The sequence below is a fragment of the Williamsia sp. z34 genome (genome assembly GCF_059553395.1).
Window position 1 is genome coordinate 593,658 of sequence record NZ_JCANWW010000002.1, and the last position, 20,121, is coordinate 613,778.

Below are 20,121 nucleotides of genomic sequence, written 5' to 3' on the forward strand. Positions count from 1 at the left end.
ATTTGTCTCAATCGAGAGTCAAGGATCGCCCGCGCCGATACTGATCCTCGTCGGCAGCCCGAGTGGGGGGGATCAGAGTTGCCCCGGACAGTGGCCGGTTGGCGCGTCGCCATCCGGACGGCGTGACTCCGTACGCCGCTCTGAACAGTTGGGCGAAGTGCGTGGCGTGGGTGAATCCGTGCTTCCGTGCGATCGCGGTGATGGTCAGATGCCGGTGGCTCAGCAGCGACGCCCGAGCTTGCTCCAGGCGGCGTGAGGCGATGTATCCGGCCAGGGTGCCGTGCGTCTGCGGCCAGTTCTTGTAGAGCTGACGCACAGAGATGTTGTGAGCGGCGGCGATGGCGTCGGCGCAGAGATCCCGGTGGTCGAGGTGTTCGTCGATATGACGCTCGATTCTGGTGATCAGGTCGTCGTCAGCACAGTTGGCTCGGACGAGGTCTGCTGCGCTGATCAGCAGGGACCGGACGATACCGACGGTGGAGTTGTTCAGTGTGCCGAGCAGATGCGGATCACTGGCCGCAACGGCTCCGAGTTGCCGGATGTGGTCCGACACGAGCGAATACAGCGGGACTCCGGAATGGAGGTTGTCGAGACCGCGTCGGACGGTCTCGATCGAGAGGGCCAACCGTGCATGGTTGATGTGAACCGCGATCGCCGCCCCCGGTCCTTGTCCGCGGAAGTCGAATGCGCTCGACTGGTCGAGACCCACCAGTGTGGGTCGACCGGATCGCTGCTCGGAACCGGCCTGGTCTCTGGACAGGGTCCACCCACCGGGTTCGAGGACGGCCAAGGTGAGCACTCGGCTCAGTGGATCTGCGCGGTGCCGACGGGGACAGGACACCGAAAGCCCGGAAAAGCGGAGGTTCATCAACCAGACCCCGTCGCCCAGGACCCAACTCTGCACAGAGGTGTCGCCACGACCGTGATGAGTCCGGGTCACGACGAGGTGTGGCGCGGCACCACAACCGTCCGCGGTGACCGTATGCGGCGGGGGTGTCATCGGCTCTTGTCGTCACAGGCGGCGATGTCCCGCCACGCGCGTGGGGTGAGGCCGTACTTTTCCCGGAAGCGTCGGGTGAAATAGGACGGGTTGGTGAATCCCCAGCGTCGGGCCATGGTTGCAACAGGGACGTTGCGGGTTTCCGGACGCGCCAGTTCGTCATGGCTGCCCTCGAGACGGCTGGTGATGATCCACTGCTCGAGGCTGAAGTCGGCGTCTTCGCAGAGCCGGAACAGTTTTCGGGTGGAGATGTCGTGGGCCCGCGCGATCTTGTCCGGGCAGAGCGACGAGTCGGAGAGGTGTCGACGTATGTACCCGCGGATTCGCGGCAGCAGCACCTCGGCCATCATGCCGCGCGCGTAATCGGCGTTGTAGGCCGATGCCAGCATCGCGCGGGTCAGTTCGATGGTGGACTCGTCGACATCAGGTGCCGCCGCAGTGGCCGCCAGTGCGTCACCAACTGCGGCGAGTTCGGAGATGTGGGAGCCGACCAGTGCATACAGCGGGCTGGCGGGTAGGCGGGAGGCCGCCACCGAGGTCACCTCGTACGGAAGTCCGAGTTGGTCCACCGGAACGTACAGCGCCTGGGATGCACCGGGTCCGTCCCACCCGAATGAGTAGGGCGCGTTCATATCCATGAGCATCAACTCACCCGGATACACGTCCCGCTGAACACCGAACTGGTCGTGTCGACCAACGCTCCGCCGCTGTCGAGCCAGCGCCAGCACCTCCGAGGGTCCGGACCGGATCTGTTTTGGCTTGCGGCTCAGGGTGATTCCGGTGATGTGCGCCTGGAAGACACTGGTCTGTCCGATCTCGGCCATCTCGAGTACGGCATCGGCAGCGGCCGGATCGCCGATCACGAGATCCTGGGGCCAACTCTGATCCAGAAAGATCGACTTCAGGGCGTCGGCTCGCTCGTGCACAGGAAGCTCGGATGAGCGAAACATGACCGGCATGCCTCACCTCGTTCGGTCGACACAGTCGGGGACCACGGGCATCACCTCGCAGAACCGACGATTGGAAATCACCGTACGCCGATTGTGATCCTCCCGCGCTGTGAGGTCCCAGCTGTCCGAGCTCAGTGGCCATCCGTGACCGAGAATCACCGGACGACCCGGGCCTCAGAAACCTTTGTCGTTCAACCAGGCCAGTGTCGTGCCTGCGACTTCTTCCCAGCCATCGTCCATGGTCAGGCAGTGCCCGCGACCTTCGAACTCGTGATACTCGGTGATCGAATCGCCACCGGCGTACAGCGCGAGCACTTCCCGGGTCACCTTCGCCGGGACGGTGTGGTCCTCGGTGCCCGAGATCAAGAGCAAGGGCCCCCGCACTGCTTTGTGGGTGTCCACTGCTGCCGGGGAGTGCCGTCGAAAGTTGGCGGTCGCATCTTCGAACAGTGGCCGGCCGGGCCCGGGAATCGTCCACTTCTCGAACAGATCATCGGAAGCCTCTTGCGTCAATGTGTTGCCGAAACTGTACTTGAACTGTTTCGGCGTCAACGCCACCGTCTTCTTCTTGTTCGCCGGGTTCGACAGGACCGGGAATCCGGACCGCAGCTGCGAGAAGGGGAGTGCCTTGACCCCTTTGATCGGCGCCGGATCGATCGCGACGGCAGCGGCGGCGACGTCGGTCGCGAGGAGTTCTTGAGCGATCAGCCCGCCGAAAGAGTGTCCGATGACGATCGGTTTGGTGTCTAGCGCGGCGATCACGTCCACGTAGTTCTCGTAGATGTCCTGTATGCCAACGTTGTTCATCTTCTCGGGCATCGTGCGGGTTTCCTGCACGGTGGCGCCGTCACCCGGCCAGCCCGGCGCACTGGTGGTGTAGCCGCGTTCGGCGAACAGGGTCATCCACGGTGTCCACGCGCTCGAATGAATCCACAAACCATGGATGAACACGACGGGATTGTTCTGCGGTGCAGCCATTGCGGTTCCGTTCGGTCGAGGGTGTTCACAGCGTCTGGATCAGGCCGCCGTCGATGGTGAAATCGGATCCGGTCACATTGCCAGATGCCGTTCCGGCCAGGAAGACCACCAGGTGGGCTACCTCGTCGGGTGTGGTGAACCGCCCGGTGACCGACTGCGCCGCTGCACTTTTGGCCACCTCATCGGCTTGTCCGCCGCCGGCCGCGGCGATCGTCTCCGCAACGCCACCCTCGCCGAGCCACAGGCCGGTGGACACCGGTCCGGGGCTGACCGTGTTGACGCGTATTCCCCGCGGACCGAGTTCTTTCGAGAGTGATTTACACACATTGGTCAGGGCCGCCTTGACCGCGCTGTAGTCCACCACTCCGGGATCGGGGAGAAAGGCGTTGACCGAGCTGACAGTCACGATCGTTCCTCCGCCACGTCGGAGCAGTTCAGGAATCGCAGCTCTCGTGGTCCGGACGGTTGCCATGAGTCCCAGCGCCCAGGACTCGTACCACTGGTCGTCGGTCACGCTCACGAACCCGGCCGGCCTCGGGGTGACCGCCCCGGCATTGTTGACGAGAATGTCCACACCGCCAAGTGCTTTGGCCTGCTCGATCAACGCGACCGGACCTTCGGGTGTCGACAGATCCACCGGAACGAACGTCACGCGGCCCGCATCTTCCAGACCGGCGAGATCGGGACCCCGACTCCGTGAACCAGCGACTACGTGGGCGCCTTCCTCCGTCAGCGCGGTGGTCACCGCCAACCCGATACCTTTGCTGGCGCCGGTGACGACCGCCAACTTTCCTGAGAGACCCAGATCCATCCGCATCCGATCGTTGGCGCAGACACCGCAGGCAACCCGCTGGACCGTCAGCGGTGAGGCGTCAGGCGATCGACCGGGCACCCCGACCCATATCGGCACGACCACATCCACGTCGAATGGTAGACCCGATGACGTGCACGAGCAGCCCTTGATGGAAACAGATCATTTCGTGGCGGACGGATGTCGAGAATGGAGTGGTGGCACCGTCCCAGGTATACGAGCGGCCAGGAGGTGCCGCGACGACGAAGGAGAAGCACCATGAAATATCTGCTGCTGAAGCACTACCGAGGCGGCCCGACTCCCGTCGGTGACCCGGTACCGATGGACCAGTGGACGCCGGATGAGGTCGACGCGCATATCAAGTTCATGCAGGATTTCGCAGACCGCCTGGAAGGATCTGGTGAGTATGTGGACGGACAGGCACTCGCGCCCGATGGTGCGTTCGTGCGATCCGACGGCGAGGGGCGTCCACCGGTGACCGATGGTCCGTTCGCCGAGACCAAAGACCTCATCGCCGGCTGGATGATCATCGATGTTCCCTCCTGGGATCGCGCCGTGGAACTGGCCGGGGAACTGTCCGCGGCGCCCGGGGCCGGTGGCAAACCGATCCACGAGTGGCTCGAGGTCCGGCCGTTTCTGAGCCACCCGCCCACGGTGACCGAGTGAACGAATCCCTGCTGCGGGATCTGGTGCCCGCGGTGATCGGTGTCCTCGTCCGACGCGGGGCGGACTTCGCGTCGGCCGAGGATGCCGTGCAGGAAGCATTGATCCGGGCTCTGGAATCCTGGCCGGACGACCCGCCGCGCGACCCCAAGGCATGGCTGGTGGCCGTGGCGTGGCGCAGGTTTCTCGATGCTGCTCGCGCCGAGAGTTCGCGGCGGGGCCGGGAACTCGCCATCGAGATCGAGCCGGATCCCGGTCCGGCACCCGAAACGGACGAGACGCTGCAGCTGTACTTCCTGTGTGCGCACCCCTCGCTGTCGGCGGCTGCGGCCGTCGCCCTGACGCTGCGAGCGGTCGGTGGCCTCACCACACGCCAGATCGCGTCGGCATACCTGGTGCCCGAAACGACCATGGCCCAACGGATCAGCAGGGCCAAGAAGCGGATCACCGGTCTTCGGCTTGACCAGCACGGCGATCTCGGGACCGTCTTACGGGTGCTCTACCTCGTGTTCAACGAGGGCTACAGCGGCGACGTCGACCTTGCGACCGAAGCCATTCGCCTCACCCGACAGGTTGTTGCCCTGACCGACGAACCCGAGGTCACCGGGCTCCTTGCACTCATGCTGCTCCACCATGCTCGCCGCGTATCCCGGACCGGACCCGGCGGCCGTCTGGTGCCTCTGACTGACCAGGACCGAAATCTTTGGGACACAACCATGATCACCGAGGGTGTCTGGATACTGCAGAAGACGCTCTCTCACGCGACCGACTCGGGGAATACCAGGCCCAGGCCGCGATCACCGCGTTGCATGCCGATGCTCGAAGCACCGCCGAGACGGACTGGGTACAGATCGTCGAATGGTATGACGAACTGCTGCACATCAACGACAATCCGGTGGTCCGGCTCAACCGGGCCGTGGCGGTGGGGGAGTCCGATGGCCCCCAGGCCGGGTTTGCTGCACTCGCCGAGGTCGATCCAGGACTACCTCGCCACACTGCGGTATCGGCGTACCTGCACGAACGCGCAGGCGACCTCGAGGTTGCCGCGGAGTTGTATGCCGCGGCATCTCGTCACGCGACAAGCGCGCCGGAACGCGACCACCTGACCCGCGAGGCCGCGCGTGTTCGACAGTTGTTGCGAGCCTGATCAGTTCGGACACCGCCAGACGAGAAGCGGCCGACGTCCGATGACCTGCGCTCAGGTGGGGTTGGCCGGGCCGGAAAACGTCGGAATCGTGCCGAGTGCCCGCACCATGGTTGCCCGCGGGCCCAGAACCTCCCGCCATTGGTCGCCCTCGGTCAGCAGTGCGCCGATCGCAGCCACCTCGGCACCGGCCCTCTCCAGCAAGGTGATTGCTGCGTGGACCGAGGCGCCGGACGAGATGACGTCGTCGACGAATGCCACCCGGGCACCGTTGAGCTGACCGAGCCGCGCGGGGTCGAGAAGCAGGCGCTGGCGGCCGTCACTGGTGATCGACTTCAACGGTTCGCTGAGCGCTTCCCTCAGGTGGACCTTGTTCGATTTCTGGAGGATGAGGTAGTCGTCCAACCCGAGGGCACGGGTGACCTCGATCGCGACCGGAATCCCCAGTGTCGCAGCGGATGCAACCAGATCGACCTTGGCCTCGCGAAGCAGATCTGCCAGTTCACGGCCGGCCACCTCATTGAAGGCGACACCGTGATCGATCGTCATGAGCAGGGCGATGGTCAGCTCGTCGTTGATCTCGATGAGCGGCAGATCGACTGATTGACTACCGATCTGGGCGGTGTAGGACGTTGCGCTCATGCTGGATGACCCATTTCTGTCTGATCGATGGTTGTCGTCACCGGTTCGCCCCGACGTTCTGCGGGTCGAGGTCCGTTGTGTGCTCGATCGGCGCCCGTCGGCGTTCGAGGAAGCGCCGGAGTCCGACGTTGAGAAGGGGATGGACGGTCAGAAGCAAGATCGTGCTGACCATCATCGGGCTGGTGAGGACACTCGAGGCCGCGTCCGGCAATTCGGCGACGAGATCTTCGGGCATGAACTGCAATCCGAGCGGAACGATGAAACACACCGCTCCGACAAGGATGTTCAGATCGTCCCACTCGACCGAGGCGAGTTGCTGGACTCCCGAGAACGCGATCACACCGAACAGGATGGTGGCCGCGGCGGACAGTGCGGGGCCGGGAAGGCCGGCGAGGAACATCGCGAACTTCGGGATACACGCTAGGACGATGCACAGGACGCCGGCTGCGGCGGTCACCATTCGGGACGCGAGGCCGGTGATCCGCAGGACTCCGGCGTTCTCCGGATACGACGTGGTGCCGATACCACCGAACAGGCCACCGACGGCCGAACCGATGAACTCGGCGCTGAGGCCACGATTTGCGCGGTCGACGTCGATGGGCTTGCCACTCCATCGCCCGAGAAGTCCGTAGACACCCATGGATTCGGACGCTGCCTGCAAGAACCCGATCATCATCAGGAACACCCCGGCCCACGAGACAGAAAACCCGAAGGGCAGGAGCTCAGGGGCTCCGATGATCGACGACCCGGACACGTCGGGCACATCGGACACACCGGTGATCCAGGCGACGACCGTACCGACGGCGATACCCCAAACGACGGCGCCGCGTTTGATGATCGTCCCACCGCCGAGCGCCATACAGAGAATGACCGTGACGAGGCCGGCCAGCGCGACGAACACGCTCGGCCAGCCGTAGCTCGACGTACCCTGTTGACCGAACCAGCCGCCCACCCCGATCCCGGCCAGTTGTGCGCCGAGTACGAGGAACATGGTTCCGAACACAATCGGATTTGCCACGAATTTGGCTATGTGCCCGTAGATCCCGAGCCTCTTGAAGGGAATGGCCAACAACAATGAGAGCAGGCCGGCGACAAACATCGAGCCGAATGCGGCGTCCAGTCCGTCTGTCGCACCGATCGAGATGAGCGCGACCAAGATCGCGGCGGTGGGTCCTTGAACGATCGGGAGCTTCAGGATCCGCGACGACGACAGGGCCGTGACGAGTCCGGCCAGCAAGAAGCAACCCTGGATCACATACGCCACGTCCCGTTGCTCCAGCGCGAGCGCGGCACCCAGTGAAGCCGGGAACACCCACAGCCCGGTGAGCGCCAACAGGTGCTGCCCGCCGTAGAAGAACGCACGGTGCCACGGCACACGGTCGTCGAAACCAGCCTTGAACGGCACCTGCTCCATCGAACCCTCCAACGGGACGTTGATCAAACGATTTACCAATACGAAAGGGGAGGTTAGAGCGGTTCTGTTACGGCCTTGTTTCGCGCCTCGACGGGTGCCGTAAAGTGGCCTTCCGGACTGCAGGGGGTGTGAATGACGAGCGTTCGGCGATCACCCAAACGAGTCGGCATCCGTGAGGTCGCGGTGCATGTGGGCGTATCGGCGAGCACGGTGTCCCTGGCACTCAACGGCACCGGACGCATCAGCGAAGCGACGCGGACTCGCGTGAAGCAGGCCGCCGACGAACTCGGCTACCGGCCGGATCCGGGCGCAGCCAACCTACGATCGGGAAAGACCGGGCTGATCGCCGTGATCGATCGCGTCCCGCCGCAGAGCACCTGGCGGTGGGACGACCTCGAGTTCGTCGTCCGACTCGTCCATTCGGTCTGCAGTGCAGCCTGGGAGCACAACCGGTATCCCGTCCTGCTACCGAGCGACTCGATCGAATTACGTGTGGATGGAATGCCTTTCGACGGTGCGGTACTCATCGACCCCCTTCCGTCCGATCCGCTGCTCGCACGTCTCGACGACGGCGGGATCGCCGCGGTCACCATGGGACGCGATCTTGCGCACCCCGATCGCGGACGATGGGCCGACAACGACAAGACCGAGCAGTGCCGCCAGGTCGTCGAGTTGTTCACGCGAACGCGGTCGTATCGTCCGATGTTGTTGTCCGCCAACACCGGTCAGTCCTACATGCATGACAATGCACAGGCGTTCCGGGCCCTGACAGCCGGTGCCGGACAGGTCCTGGAATTGCATCCGTCGACCACCTGGGACGAGTGTCATCGACTGGTGCGGCAGGCCTGCGAGGGACCCGATCGGATTGATGCGCTGTACATCCTCGTCGAAGCGCTGGTGCAACCTGCGTTGCAGGCGATCAACGACGCAGGTCTGTCGATCCCGGCAGACATCCAGGTGGTCACCTCCAGCGACAGCAATGTCTCACGCACCGGTCCGATTCCGCTGACAACGTTCGACCTCGGTCCCGAACGACTGGGCCACGAATTGGTGAAGATGCTGGTCGCCGATCAACAGCCCGACGAGGCCGTAACACGCATTGTGCCTGCACAACTCGTCGAGCGAGCCTCCACCCGATGAAGACGCCGAGAGATTTGCCGAATACGTGCGTTGCCTAGGGCGACTCGGGGCGAACGAAAAGTCGCCCGGTGAGGTGCCGAAGCTCGGATCTGAGTATCTCGTCATCAAGATCCTTGACCAGCGGGTGAGCGAGGGCGCCGCCGATGGCCGCCGACAACATCGCCACGCGAACCCGCGACTCGGCATTTGTCTCGGCATCGTCATCGACCAATAGCCCGTACAAGCCCTCTATCAGGTGCCGAAACGGTTCATGTTCTGAGACGAATCGGGCCATCACGGGGTCGTGCTGGAGGATGGCCATCATGGCTCGGCGCTCGACAACGATATCGATCAGATCGTTGATCAGATACGTGCGCGCGAGTTCGCGACTCTCCTGACCCTGCGCGGCCTCGAGTCCGACTTCGAGCCGAGCCAGGCCGGTCTCGGCGACCGCGCGGACGATGTCGTCCCTGGACTTGAACTGGTGATAGACGGCCGCCTTGGTCACACCGATGGAATCGGCGATCATCTGCAATGACGTTCCGCCGACGCCCTGTTCGGCGAACAACGCCAGTGCAGCGGTGATGATCCGCGTCTGCGCCGCACTGCGCGGGATCGATCCGAGGTGCACCTCGGATGCGTGTTTCTTTGAAACCATCACGCCAGGATAGCCGATCGGCTACTTTCACTTTCAGCCGGAAGGTGACCCCCGTCACTGCGGAGGCTCTCGGCACATTGGTTGTCATCTGAGAATGAACGGAGCACACCCGAATGAATCTCGAAGAACGAATTGCTCATCACGGCCGGATGGCGGAGAGCTACAGCAACGCCTACCTTCGTCAGGGCGTGCAGGAAGGCGAAGAGTACACCGACGACGAGGGTCACGAGGCCTGGAAATTCGCACCCGAAGCGGTGTACACCTCACCGTATTTCACCGGGGATCAAGAGTTCCTGATGAGCGACTTTCCCTCGGACACAGCACAAGCCGCGACCATGGAGGCCAAGGCGTATTCGTTGACCTTCGCCGATTGGAAGCCGGCGAGCTTCAAGTACTGGCCGGCATCCGACGGGTTCGTGATGAAGACCAGGTGGCAGGGTCATACCGCCGACGGCACCGGAATGGGCTTCTATTCATACAGTTTCGTGAACACCAATGCCGATGGTGAGGTCACGCGATGGGAGACCCACGTCAACGATGAATACAGTCCATTCCTCCAGGTCGCGATCGGCGTGAGCGGTCCATTCCAGGGCACCTCGGACTACCTCGATGCCCTGCATCGCTGCCTCGACAAGGCAAACGTCACCATCTGAGTAGTGGCCAACGGCGTCGGCCGGTCGCCATGCCCCACTGTGGCGACCGGCCGGCGAATCCTCGACAACCCCGTTTCTGTTGTGGGACACCAGTTGTGATCCAGGTCCGACCATCCCTGCACGACAGGCCTATTTCGGATGCCGAAAAGACTGGACGCATCGCACGCCTCGGGCTGCCGATGTCCTTGAAAGAAGGAAGAGAATTGTGAAGCTACATCGTTTGCTCGTCGCTCTGATAGCGATGGTGGTGCTGCTTGCCGGCTGTGGTTCCCGAGGAGGTGATGGTGAGGATGGGGGAGACGAGGCGGGCTCGGCATCGTCGGAATCTGCCTCGAGTTCTTTCGGCGACCTGACCGATGTCTGCCAGTCGGGATCTGCGAAAGGTTCACCTACGCAGGGTGTTACCGACACCGAAATCCGGGTAGGGGTGTTCTCGGATGTGGGTTTCACCAAGAATGAAGAGTTTGTGAATGCGGCGAAGGTCTTCACCTCGTGGTGCAATGACCTCGGCGGTATCAATGGTCGCAAGATTGTCGCCAACACCCGCGACGCCAAGCTGATGGAATCCCGTCAGCAGATGATCGCGGCCTGCCGTGAGGACTTCGCCCTGGTCGGTGGCGGCAGTGGGTTGGACGGCCTGGGTGTCAAGGAACGCCTCGGTTGCACCTTGCCAGACTTCGTAGCGCAGTCGGTGCAACCGGCGGCGACCGGCTCTGACCTGCAGATCGCTGCTTCGCCGGCCACAACTGCCGGCTACGATCCGTTCTTCGCTTTCCGTAGCTGGCTGATGAACGAGGCATATCCGGAGTCGGTGAATGCGGTGGGGATCATCAACGGCGATTCGCCGCTGACGAAGTCGATCGGGCAACAGGCTGTCGAGTCCACCGAGGCCGCGGGCGGAACGTTTGTCTACAACGACCTGTATCCGGCGATGGGCATTTCGGACTGGACCCCTTACGCCCAGGCCATGAAGAACAAGGGCGTCAAGGGTCTGATCTTCTACGGTCAGTTCACGCAGTTGGCCAAGCTCGAGAGTGTCTTGACCGCCATGGAGTACAAGCTCGACTGGATCGATGCCAACAACAACGCGTACGGACAGCAGTTCATCGAACTGCTGGGTTCGTCGGCCGATTACCAGAACAACTACGTCGACCTCAGCGGGGTGAGCCCGTTCAACAGCACGGAGCCGGCGATGAAGGAACTGCTCGCGCTCTACGCCAAATACGCTCCCGATGCGGAGCTCACGCTGCCGGCAATCCGGGCGATATCGTCCTGGTTGCTGTTCGCCAAGTCGGCGGCGAGTTGCGGTGACGAGCTGACCCGGACGTGTCTCTACAACGCCGGTAAGTCCGAGACTGCCTGGACGGGCGGCGGATTGACGGCGCCGCAGAATCTTGCCGAACCCACGCCGCCGTCCCCGTGTTTCAACGCACAAAAGGCGACATCGTCGGGTTGGGAGACCCCCGACTTCCAGCCTGACAACGGTCAATACCGATGCGATACTCCGCCTTACAAGTACACGCAGGACTATGGGGTGCCGATGACCCTTGCCGACGTCGGGAAGACCATGGCCGACGTGAAATAGGCTCCCCAAGACGGATATTCGGTGTCGATGCCAACTCGTCGACACCGAATACCTATTTCGCTTTGTCCTGGCAGGTCGGGCACAGTCCGTGCAGGGTCAGCCCCGCGGTGGCCGGCAGTACGAATTGGCTGCCGTCGCTGGCACGGGCAAGGGCCTCGGAGAGGTTCTCGGCGGGCACTTCGATCACGGCGTCGCATCGGGTACAGACCGCGTGGTGGTGGGGTTGTTCGGCCAGTCCGTAGGTGGTGACGCGGTCGCCGACGGTGAGGGCGTGCAGGATCCCGACCTCGACCATGGTGGTGAGCGTGCGGTAGACCGTCGTCAGGTCGACGAGGTCGCCTTGGTCGGTGAGGCGCTCAACGATCTGCTGTGCGCTCAGATGCCCGACCGCGGGTTCGGCCGCAAGTATTCTCATCACGGCCACGCGGGGAGCAGTACACCGCAATCTGTGGTGTTGCAGGATCGCACGCGCCTGGGCGACCGCGACGTCGCTGGTCATATCGGCACCGGGCATACGTCCAGTGTCGCGCCGAATACCCGCATTGCCAACCATCCATGTCCAGGCAACCGACCGGCGGGTGCTCACCAGATGGTGCGGGAACAGTTCAGGCAAGGCGGTGCCGTTCGAGAAGGTCCGGGTCGCCGAGGATATCGGCAATGTCGCCATCGGCGACAATCCGACCGCCGTCGAGGATCAGGGCTCGTGTGCAGATCCGCTGTGCGTACGGCAGGTCATGGGTGACCATCACAATCGTGGTCGGCAGACGGGTCAGAACCTCGGCCAGCTCTCTGCGGGCGACGGGATCAAGGTTGGCCGCCGGCTCGTCGAGTACCAGGACATCAGGGTGACAGGCCAGCGTGGTGGCCAGGGCGGCGCGTCGGCGCTCGCCGACCGACAGATGCGCGGGCGACCGGTCGGCGCGGTCGGACATACCCACCGCGGCGAGCGCCTCGGCGACCCGGTCGTCGAGGTCAGAACCGGCGACCCCGAAGTTGGCGGGTCCGAAGGCGACATCCTGGGCGACGGTCGGCATGAACAGCTGATCGTCGGGATCCTGGAAAACCAGACCGACACGTCGCCGGACCTCGCGCACGGTGTCCGGCCCCAGCCGGATGTCACCAATGTGGACCTCACCGGAATCCGCGGTCAACACGCCGTTCAGCTGCAACATGAGGGTTGACTTCCCGGCGCCGTTGGGACCGAGGACAGCGACCCGCTCACCCGCGGGCAGGTGGATGCTCACATCATGCAGCGCGCCGGTTCCGTCCGGATAGGCGAAACTGAGGTTCACCACCCGCACGGTCCCCGCCGCGACCGCCGACAACGCTGTCATTGCCACCACCAGGCGCAGACGCTGACAGCCACCGCAGCCGTGGTCGGGATCAGGGCCACCACCCAGGTCGACGCGGTCGCCGGGATCGCCCCGTAGTGGGGGACCGTTCCGCTGAATCCCCGCGAGAGCATGGCGAGGTGGACGCGCTCTCCGCGTTCATAGGAGCGTAGGAACAAGGCCCCGGCGCCACGCGCGGTGGCCCCGGCCTGGCGCAGGGTGCGCGGATCGTCGCCCCGCGAGATCCGAGCCATCCGCATCCGCATGGCCTCTGCGACAAGCAGATCCACGTACCGCAGCATCAGCACGACAATGGTGACGATGATTCCGGGTACCCGTAGCCGGGTCAGCCCGGCAGGCAGATCGCGGACGTTGGTGGTGGCAGCCAGGGTCAGCGAAACCCCGACACCGAGCGTCCCTTTGGCCACGATGCCCCATGCTGCATAGAGCCCCTGCGTCGACAGTGACACACCGAGAACCTCGGTCTGTGGTCCGCCGTCAGCGAAGGGGAGTAGCACGGCAAGGATCACGAAAGGCAGTTCGATCACCATCCGAGGCAGGATCCAGCGCAACGGGATATGCGCCCACCACCAGACTCCGAGGAGAATCGCGGCGTAACATCCGAACGGCCAGAACAACTCTCGCGGCGTGGCGACGACGGCGAACACCGCGATGACCGCGGCAACGATCTTCACCTCGGCGGCGGCGCGGTGCGCCGGTGAGTTGCCCGGGAGGTAGAGCGAGTTACCCGCGCTCACTGTTATGGTGCCTGGCTGCGAGTGTCGGAGGTGTTCGCGGGCGCAACGAATGCCGGGTGTGGTCTACCCAGCCGGATCAGCCGGACAACCGCGACCAGAAGCGCGAAGACCGCAATCACGCCCACGATTCCCGCTGCGCCGGTGAGTGTCTCGCTGCCGTTGATGGTGTAGTCGGCGAGAAAAGATTCGGAGCGATGGTGTTCACCGGCGCTCTGTGCAATGCAGTGACCGTCGAGTTGTTCGGTGCCGTCGACCTCGACCACGGTGCACCCCCGCTGCGTCGTTGCGTCGAGACCGTCGGGCTGTGAACTGGCGACGTAAGACAAGAGGCCGGCGACCAGAAATGCTGCCGCGGCGAAAACCAGCAAGAATCTGGTCATCTTTCGGCCGGTATGGGCCGAAGTACCTCGCGCGCTGTCTGTTCGGCGCACGGCGCGCAACAGATACACCAGATCCGGCCGCGCTTTGGCCACCGCCACAACGGTGATCGCGGTGATGATGCCCTCGCCGACCCCGATCAGGAGATGGGTAGCCAACATGTAGCCGAACACCTCACCGACGGTGGACCCCGACGCTCCGCCGATCGCGTATTCGAGCACGAAACCCATCGCCGCAGCGACGGTACCGACCAAGGCCGCAACGAATCCGATGCCGGCCATTCCCGCATCACCACGGGAAACCAATGGGGGAGCGAGCAGTCGCGCAAGGACATAACCGACAGCTACACCGATCAGCGCCATATTCGTGATGTTGGTACCCAGTGCGGTGAGACCACCGTCAGCGAAAAGCAATGCCTGCACCACGAGCACGATTGCCACACACAGCGCCCCGACGTACGGCCCGACCAGGATCGCGGCCAACGCGCCACCGAGGAGGTGGCCGCTCACGCCCGGCAGGATGGGAAAGTTGACCATCTGAACCGCGAAGATGAAGGCGGCGACCAGCCCCGCCATCGGCGCGGTTCGCTCGTCGAGCTCTGATCGCGCCCGCCAGACCGCGAATACAAGACCACACACTGCAATCCCGGCAAAGAGCAGCGACGTCGGCGCATCGACTATGCCGTCGCTCATATGCATCGCAGTGGTGGTACTGCTCATTCACCGGACGCTACGCGTGATGCAAGTCACTGGCAAGACCGTCCGGGCCGCTTTCCATTCCTACGACCGATTCGTCCCTTTCGGTGACCGTTTTGGCGACCATACGGGAGAGTGCTTGTCGCCCTTGTGAACTCACACGCAAGATCGTCCATGAGTTCCTGGACCGAGATCATCCAGTCGACTTCGCCGCCATCATGATTCGTGCAATCAGCACGATGAGTATCGCGGTGACCGCAAAGCCGACGCGAGACGTCCAGAGCAGGGCGTCAGACACGACCGCTGTTGAATCGGAATCGAACCCGAAGAACACCACCAGTCGATCACCCATTCCCCAGTGTTTGCTCTCGTACCCCTTGTACGGCGCGGTCCCGGGAGTGCGGTGGCTCGTCACATTTCCCGACCAGTCCACCGCCTGCACGAGCGCCCAGAAGGACCCTGCGAGGGTGAACGCAGACAGGGCCCCAAGGAAATTCGCGGCGGGCGGTGTCGTTGTCTTTCCGGGTTTCCGCTTCACGCCGAGAGCCTAGCGGAAGTATATGGTCGCCCATCCATCCGCGTCGGCGACTTCCAATCGAGAACCCTGCGAGACGAGTTGCCCCAGGGTCGATCGGGTATCAAGATGACGACACGGGGACATCTGGCGATGAGATCGGTTTACGCTGACGTCATGAAGCGGGCTTCTTCTGTCGTGACAGCAGCTGCTGCTTCGGCGGCAGCCGCTGTGGTCGTGCGCGATCTCTTCCAACGAAAGCACGCCCTGTTGCGCAGCTTTCCCCTCGTCGGACACGCCCGATACCTCATCGAAGCCATCGGGCCGGAGATGCGGCAGTACCTCGTCGCGGCGAACAACGAGGAGCGTCCATTCACCCGCGACCAGCGTCGATGGGTGTACGCCTCGTCGAAAAAGGAGAACAATTATTTCGGCTTCGGCACCGACAACGATATGGAGTACACCGCCGGCTATCCGGTGATCAAGCACCGCACCTTCGGTCGCGCCGTCCCGCCGTCGGCACCGGCTGCAGCGCACGAGATCGAGGTGCCCTGCGCAAAGGTGATCGGTGCGGCACGACACCGACGTGCCGCATTTCGCCCCGCGTCGGTTGTCAATATCTCGGCGATGAGCTTCGGGTCGCTCTCCGGCAACGCAGTGGAGTCCCTGAACCGGGGTGCTGCACTGGCCGGCTGCCTGCAGAACACCGGGGAAGGCGGCATCTCCCGTTATCACCGCCATGGCGGTGATCTGATCTTTCAGATCGGCACCGCCTATTTCGGCTGCCGCGACGACGACGGCCGCTTCGATCTGGACAAATTGAAGGACGTGGTCAGCGGCGCGCCGGTACGTGCGTTGGAAATCAAGCTCAGCCAGGGTGCCAAACCCAGTCTGGGTGGCGTACTCCCGGCCCCCAAGGTGACGGCCGAGATCGCGGCCGCGCGCGGCGTTACGCAGGGGCGTGACTGCATCAGTCCTTCCCGGCACGCGGAGTTCTCCGACACCGACAGCCTGCTCGACTGGGTCGAACTGCTCGCCACCGAAACCGGACTGCCGGTGGGCATCAAGGCGGCAGTCGGTGATCTCGATTTCTGGTATCAACTCGCCGACTTGATGAATCAGACAGGGAGGGGAGTGGACTTCGTGACCATCGATGGCGGGGAGGGCGGAACGGGAGCTGCACCGTTGATCTTCACCGACAGTGTGTCGCTCCCGTTCCAGCTCGGCTTCGCCCAGGTGTACCGCATTTTCGCCGAACATGGACTCCATGAGGACGTGACGTTCATCGGCGGCGGCAAGCTCGGTCTGCCCGACAACGCGATCGTCGGGTTCGCGCTCGGATGCGACATGGTCAACATTGCCCGCGAAGCGATGCTCGCGATCGGATGCATCCAGGCCCAAAAGTGCCACACCGACACCTGTCCCACCGGTGTGGCCACCCAGAACAGCTGGTTGGCCCGCGGCTTGGTGCCGGAGGTCAAAGCCGAACGGGCAGCGAACTACATCAAAACGCTACGCCGCGATTTGGTCAAAGTCGCCGAGGCGTGTGGCGTCGAGCATCCCGGGCTCATCGACACGACCTCCGTCGACATCATCGAGGGCCGTACCGGTTCAACACCTTTGGACAAGGTCTACGGGTACACGCCGAATATGGGTGTTCCTTCCCTCGCGGACCGCGAGGAGATCATCCGGTTGATGACGTCGTCCTCTCAGGGCGGTTCGGCGCCGCCATCGCCGTCCGCCACGGGTTGAACACCAGGTCGTCGTAACAGGTTGCCGATCGGTGGCGGCGGCGCGGCGGCGATGCTCGACGAGATGCCCGTGGCCGAGGTGAGCCTCAACGGGCTCAGTCGGCGGGTGGGCCTGGCCAAGTCGAACGTCCTACGGTATTTCGAGTCGCGCGAGACAGTCTTGCTCGAACACCAGTCAACCGATCACACTTCTTTCGCACGCATGTGCGAATATGGTTGGCGTGAACGCGCGCAGAAACAGCGGATTGACCACCGACGACCTGGAAACGATGTCCACGGCACTCGCCGCAGGTAAGCGGGTCACCGTCTACCTCCGTGATCCGATGCCGTCGCTCGACCTCGCCGCCGGAGCATCGGCGCGAGTGATCTCCGTCGCCGGGTCAACGGTGATGGTCAGCCCGAAGGGCGTCAACGATCAGTTGCCGTTCGAGGCCGACGAACTGCAGAAGACCCGTACGCCCGCAACTTCCACGACCCCGGTGCGTCAGCGGCCGGTCAAGGCGTCGACGCCCGCACCCGCAAGCCCCCCGAAACCACCCAGAACCGTTGCACCGGAACCCAAGACGCAACCCGAACCCGTGAAGGCCAGACCAGTGGAACAGAAATCCGCCCCGCCGAAAGCGCCCCGACGCGCCAAGCCTGCCACCGCGGTCAGCGTCACCCTCACGTCGGTGGGCGAGAGCACGTGGACGGTGTTGGTGTCGCACGGCACCAAGAAAGGCAAGCCCACCGAGGTGACCTCGGACCGGGTGGCGCGAGCGATGCACATGCTCGGCGACGATGCCGCGATCACGGCAGTCGACACGATGATCGAATCGGCGCGCGCGGCGGCCCAGAAGAGAATCGACGAGCTCAGCCATGAACTCGAAGCGGCGCGAGCAGTGCTGGCCCACCTCGACGTGCAGGGCACAGACAGCTAACAGCGAATCCAGGCCGTGTTCTAGAAGGTTTCAAGCAGCTCCATGTCGATGCCATCGATCGCAAGTTGGGCGGCGACGACGTCGGTGCAAGTCGGCCATCGCGGCGACAGTCTCTTCGATCGCAGTGTCGTCGCTGCACCGGTGAAGGAATAGATATCGCCAGTGGGGGAGTCACGGAGCCAACCAAAGGCGCCGTCGCGCTGAACCTTTCGACTTAGACCGCCGCGGTTCTCGCCCGTGCCACAACGGAGTCCAAGAACCGGCCCCTCCGCATTATCGTCATGGTGACGCTAATGAGTGGGTAAGTGTTTCAAGGGGAGCGCGGTAACAAGCGATGACCAATCGCCGATTGGCAGATCACATGACAACCTCAACGATAGGTGCGCGATGAAAAACAGCAGAAGGATCGCGACTGGAGCGTTCGCGCTTGCGCTCATGGCAGGAGCGGGTGCAGTTACTGCGGGACAAGCAAATGCCGCGCCCGCGGGTTGCTCAATCTACGACTACCGCCATGGGGTGTCTGCCAACTGTTCATCCGGGGGTCGTTACGTCGTGGAGCTCGACTGTTTTGGCCTCGGGCTCAATACCGGCGAGTCCGCGGGTGTGCGAATCTTTTACCACCGCACCAGTAGGCCGGCCGACCAGACAGGCTTTACGTCCGTCGATTGCGGTCAGGGGAGCTACATTGGGATCGGCCTCGTGACGGGCGCATGGATCCGATACCTGTAGGCGATACGACATTCTTTGCTCGTGATCGGACTCATAATGGTTTCGTTTCGCCCTCCACATCCGCCAGGTGATACAGCGGGTTCTGCGCTGCGGCTTCTCGGGTCTCCGTTCCTGCTGCCGTAACGTACCGTTGCGATGTGGCCATCGACTCGTGACCGAGGAGCTTCATCAAGGTGTAAACGCTTACATCAGATTTCGCGAGCTCCGTCGCATACGTGTGGCGAAGGCTGTGCAGCAAAGCTCCTGGAACCCGTTGCGCGTCAGGGCCGGCCAAGTTGAAGGCGCGCCGCAGTCGCGACTGCAAAGTGCCTCTGGTGATTCGTTCTCCATCGTGACCAACGAACAGGGGGAGTGATCGCTTCCAACCGGCAAGCGGGTCCGCCGCCGCCTTGCGCGCGACTGATCTGGCCGAATCCGGAAATCGCACGCGCCGGCTTTCCAGATATTTCCTGATGACTTCGAGCAGACCCGCCTCAATTGGTACTGCCCGTTCCATGTTTCCTTTTCCTTGGACGTGTAGCACGGCGCTCCCATCTGAGATTGTCCGAATATCCTTCACGTCCAGCAGCCTTAATTCCTCGGAGCGAAGACCAGCAAGTACCGCCGTCAAGATTATTGCCGTGTCTCGTTCGTTCCAATCAGTCTTTCGAGGCGAAACCTTCTGATTTCCAACGTTTTTTACCAACGCCTCAACACTCGACGGCGGAAGCGCCTTCGGTAACGATTTCGCGAGTTTCGGTCGACCTATCAGCGGCATAGGATTCGCATTGATCAGCTCTGAAGTAAACAGAAACGTACACAGCACGTTCCAAGTGGACCAACATCGCCGGATCGACGCAGCCTCGTGATCAACAGCGTAAGTTGCGAACGCCACACGCATTCCCGATTTCTCTATGTCGCTGACCAACATCTCAGATGGAACCGGCACCAGGCGCGATGCGATCGCCAGAAAGTCTTGACGGTAGGCCTTAATCGTATGCGGCGATAGCTTGAGGGTTTGCCGGTCATCTATGAACTCCAAGAACCAGATTGGATAGGCCGAATGGTGATCCGCGGAGGAACGGTCGTCATCAATCGCACCAAAGGCCATAGAGAAATCTTAGCATTTGATGGATAATGTTGGTTATCCATCAAATGCTAGGACGCAGCAATCTGACCAGTATACATACCGCAACCAGCCGCGCATGCGAGGTATTGCCGCGGCCATTTGAGAGATTTCACCGACAGCCAGCCGCACGCAGAAGTATTGTCACAGTGACGTTTTGAGCAGTTAAAGCTACGCCCGACACCTTCGTTCATCATCGAAATAAGGGCGCCGATGCATGACAAACGGCCTCTGATAATTCGGACGCCTTCAATTATGTGTAGACATCGCGCCGGCGCACCCAGGAACCCGAGCGACCGATCGGACATGAGTGAGAGCTCTGG

The 20,121-nt window shown here is 62.9% G+C and carries 19 protein-coding genes and 3 pseudogenes; 8 read left to right on the forward strand and 14 right to left on the reverse strand.

The genetic code is table 11. The annotated features are described in order from the left end of the window. Positions 1-7: 7 nt before the first annotated feature. From AC51GT_RS07095 to AC51GT_RS07110, 4 genes are all read right to left on the reverse strand, one after another. Complete coding sequence (locus tag AC51GT_RS07095) at positions 8-1,000, reverse strand: helix-turn-helix transcriptional regulator (RefSeq protein WP_496328295.1); 993 nt, start codon at positions 998-1,000, stop codon at positions 8-10. After that, positions 997-1,959, reverse strand: a complete 963-nt coding sequence (locus tag AC51GT_RS07100) for a helix-turn-helix domain-containing protein (RefSeq protein WP_496328296.1) — start codon at positions 1,957-1,959, stop codon at positions 997-999. Before AC51GT_RS07100 ends, AC51GT_RS07095 begins: the two co-directional genes overlap by 4 nt. A gap of 165 nt (positions 1,960-2,124) precedes the next feature. Further along, complete coding sequence (locus tag AC51GT_RS07105) at positions 2,125-2,928, reverse strand: alpha/beta hydrolase (RefSeq protein ID WP_496328297.1); 804 nt, start codon at positions 2,926-2,928, stop codon at positions 2,125-2,127. Between the two features lie 25 nt (positions 2,929-2,953). Next, a complete protein-coding gene (locus AC51GT_RS07110; RefSeq protein WP_496328486.1) occupies positions 2,954-3,739 on the reverse strand; it encodes an SDR family NAD(P)-dependent oxidoreductase in 786 nt (261 codons plus the stop codon). A 258-nt stretch (positions 3,740-3,997) separates the two neighbouring features. On the opposite strand from AC51GT_RS07110, the gene AC51GT_RS07115 reads away from it, so the two are divergent. Together AC51GT_RS07115 and AC51GT_RS07120 are read left to right on the forward strand one after the other, a co-directional pair. Then, a complete protein-coding gene (locus tag AC51GT_RS07115) occupies positions 3,998-4,405 on the forward strand; it encodes a YciI family protein (RefSeq protein ID WP_496325583.1) in 408 nt (135 codons plus the stop codon). Continuing rightward, positions 4,402-5,549, forward strand: a pseudogene (locus tag AC51GT_RS07120) (RNA polymerase sigma factor). Before AC51GT_RS07115 ends, AC51GT_RS07120 begins: the two are co-directional and overlap by 4 nt. A 51-nt stretch (positions 5,550-5,600) precedes the next feature. Here AC51GT_RS07120 and AC51GT_RS07125 read toward each other — a convergent pair. Next, positions 5,601-6,188: a phosphoribosyltransferase family protein gene (locus tag AC51GT_RS07125; RefSeq protein WP_496328298.1), complete on the reverse strand. Its 588-nt coding sequence runs from the start codon at positions 6,186-6,188 to the stop codon at positions 5,601-5,603. A 37-nt stretch (positions 6,189-6,225) separates the two neighbouring features. Further along, a complete protein-coding gene (locus tag AC51GT_RS07130; RefSeq protein WP_496328299.1) occupies positions 6,226-7,602 on the reverse strand; it encodes a uracil-xanthine permease family protein in 1,377 nt (458 codons plus the stop codon). Positions 7,603-7,734: 132 nt separating this feature from the next. Here AC51GT_RS07130 and AC51GT_RS07135 point away from each other — a divergent pair, with 132 nt between their 5' ends. Beyond that, on the forward strand, positions 7,735-8,742 hold the full coding sequence (locus AC51GT_RS07135) for a LacI family DNA-binding transcriptional regulator (RefSeq protein ID WP_496328300.1): 1,008 nt from the start codon (positions 7,735-7,737) through the stop codon (positions 8,740-8,742). Positions 8,743-8,776: 34 nt separating this feature from the next. Here AC51GT_RS07135 and AC51GT_RS07140 read toward each other — a convergent pair whose 3' ends face one another. Next, a complete protein-coding gene (locus AC51GT_RS07140) occupies positions 8,777-9,379 on the reverse strand; it encodes a TetR/AcrR family transcriptional regulator (protein WP_496328301.1) in 603 nt (200 codons plus the stop codon). A gap of 113 nt (positions 9,380-9,492) precedes the next feature. Here AC51GT_RS07140 and AC51GT_RS07145 point away from each other — a divergent pair, with 113 nt between their 5' ends. Together AC51GT_RS07145 and AC51GT_RS07150 are read left to right on the forward strand one after the other, a co-directional pair. Beyond that, positions 9,493-10,032 carry a hypothetical protein gene (locus tag AC51GT_RS07145; RefSeq protein ID WP_496325589.1) on the forward strand — a complete coding sequence of 180 codons (540 nt, stop codon included), beginning with the start codon at positions 9,493-9,495 and terminating at the stop codon, positions 10,030-10,032. 241 nt (positions 10,033-10,273) lie between these two features. Further along, positions 10,274-11,617: an ABC transporter substrate-binding protein gene (locus AC51GT_RS07150; RefSeq protein WP_496325879.1), complete on the forward strand. Its 1,344-nt coding sequence runs from the start codon at positions 10,274-10,276 to the stop codon at positions 11,615-11,617. 52 nt (positions 11,618-11,669) lie between these two features. Here the strand turns inward: AC51GT_RS07150 and AC51GT_RS07155 are convergent, their stop codons facing one another. The 6 genes and pseudogenes from AC51GT_RS07155 to AC51GT_RS07180 form a co-directional block, all read right to left on the reverse strand. Next, positions 11,670-12,131: a Fur family transcriptional regulator gene (locus AC51GT_RS07155; protein ID WP_496325590.1), complete on the reverse strand. Its 462-nt coding sequence runs from the start codon at positions 12,129-12,131 to the stop codon at positions 11,670-11,672. Between the two features lie 91 nt (positions 12,132-12,222). Then, positions 12,223-12,951, reverse strand: a complete 729-nt coding sequence (locus AC51GT_RS07160) for an energy-coupling factor ABC transporter ATP-binding protein (protein WP_496328302.1) — start codon at positions 12,949-12,951, stop codon at positions 12,223-12,225. Beyond that, the gene (gene cbiQ / locus AC51GT_RS07165) at positions 12,948-13,706 is read right to left on the reverse strand and encodes a cobalt ECF transporter T component CbiQ (protein ID WP_496328303.1); all 759 of its coding nucleotides are present in this window, start codon (positions 13,704-13,706) and stop codon (positions 12,948-12,950) included. Before cbiQ ends, AC51GT_RS07160 begins: the two co-directional genes overlap by 4 nt. Before the next feature lie 2 nt (positions 13,707-13,708). Beyond that, positions 13,709-14,086 (reverse strand): PDGLE domain-containing protein, encoded by a 378-nt coding sequence (locus tag AC51GT_RS07170; RefSeq protein WP_496328487.1) that lies wholly within the window; start codon positions 14,084-14,086, stop codon positions 13,709-13,711. 27 nt (positions 14,087-14,113) lie between these two features. After that, positions 14,114-14,803 (reverse strand): annotated as a pseudogene (locus AC51GT_RS07175) (energy-coupling factor ABC transporter permease); the annotation flags it as partial. Positions 14,804-14,972: 169 nt separating this feature from the next. Then, positions 14,973-15,317, reverse strand: coding sequence for a hypothetical protein (locus AC51GT_RS07180; protein WP_496328304.1), 345 nt, complete (start codon positions 15,315-15,317; stop codon positions 14,973-14,975). Between the two features lie 153 nt (positions 15,318-15,470). Here AC51GT_RS07180 and AC51GT_RS07185 point away from each other — a divergent pair, with 153 nt between their 5' ends. From AC51GT_RS07185 to AC51GT_RS07195, 3 genes and pseudogenes are all read left to right on the forward strand, one after another. Beyond that, positions 15,471-17,045, forward strand: coding sequence for an FMN-binding glutamate synthase family protein (locus tag AC51GT_RS07185; RefSeq protein ID WP_496328305.1), 1,575 nt, complete (start codon positions 15,471-15,473; stop codon positions 17,043-17,045). A 51-nt stretch (positions 17,046-17,096) separates the two neighbouring features. Beyond that, a pseudogene (locus AC51GT_RS07190) lies at positions 17,097-17,213 on the forward strand (TetR/AcrR family transcriptional regulator); the annotation flags it as partial. 43 nt (positions 17,214-17,256) lie between these two features. After that, on the forward strand, positions 17,257-17,964 hold the full coding sequence (locus tag AC51GT_RS07195) for a DUF6319 family protein (protein WP_496328306.1): 708 nt from the start codon (positions 17,257-17,259) through the stop codon (positions 17,962-17,964). 760 nt (positions 17,965-18,724) lie between these two features. On the opposite strand, the gene AC51GT_RS07200 is transcribed toward AC51GT_RS07195, so the two are convergent. Next, positions 18,725-19,783 (reverse strand): tyrosine-type recombinase/integrase, encoded by a 1,059-nt coding sequence (locus tag AC51GT_RS07200; RefSeq protein ID WP_496328307.1) that lies wholly within the window; start codon positions 19,781-19,783, stop codon positions 18,725-18,727. Positions 19,784-20,121: the final 338 nt, after the last annotated feature.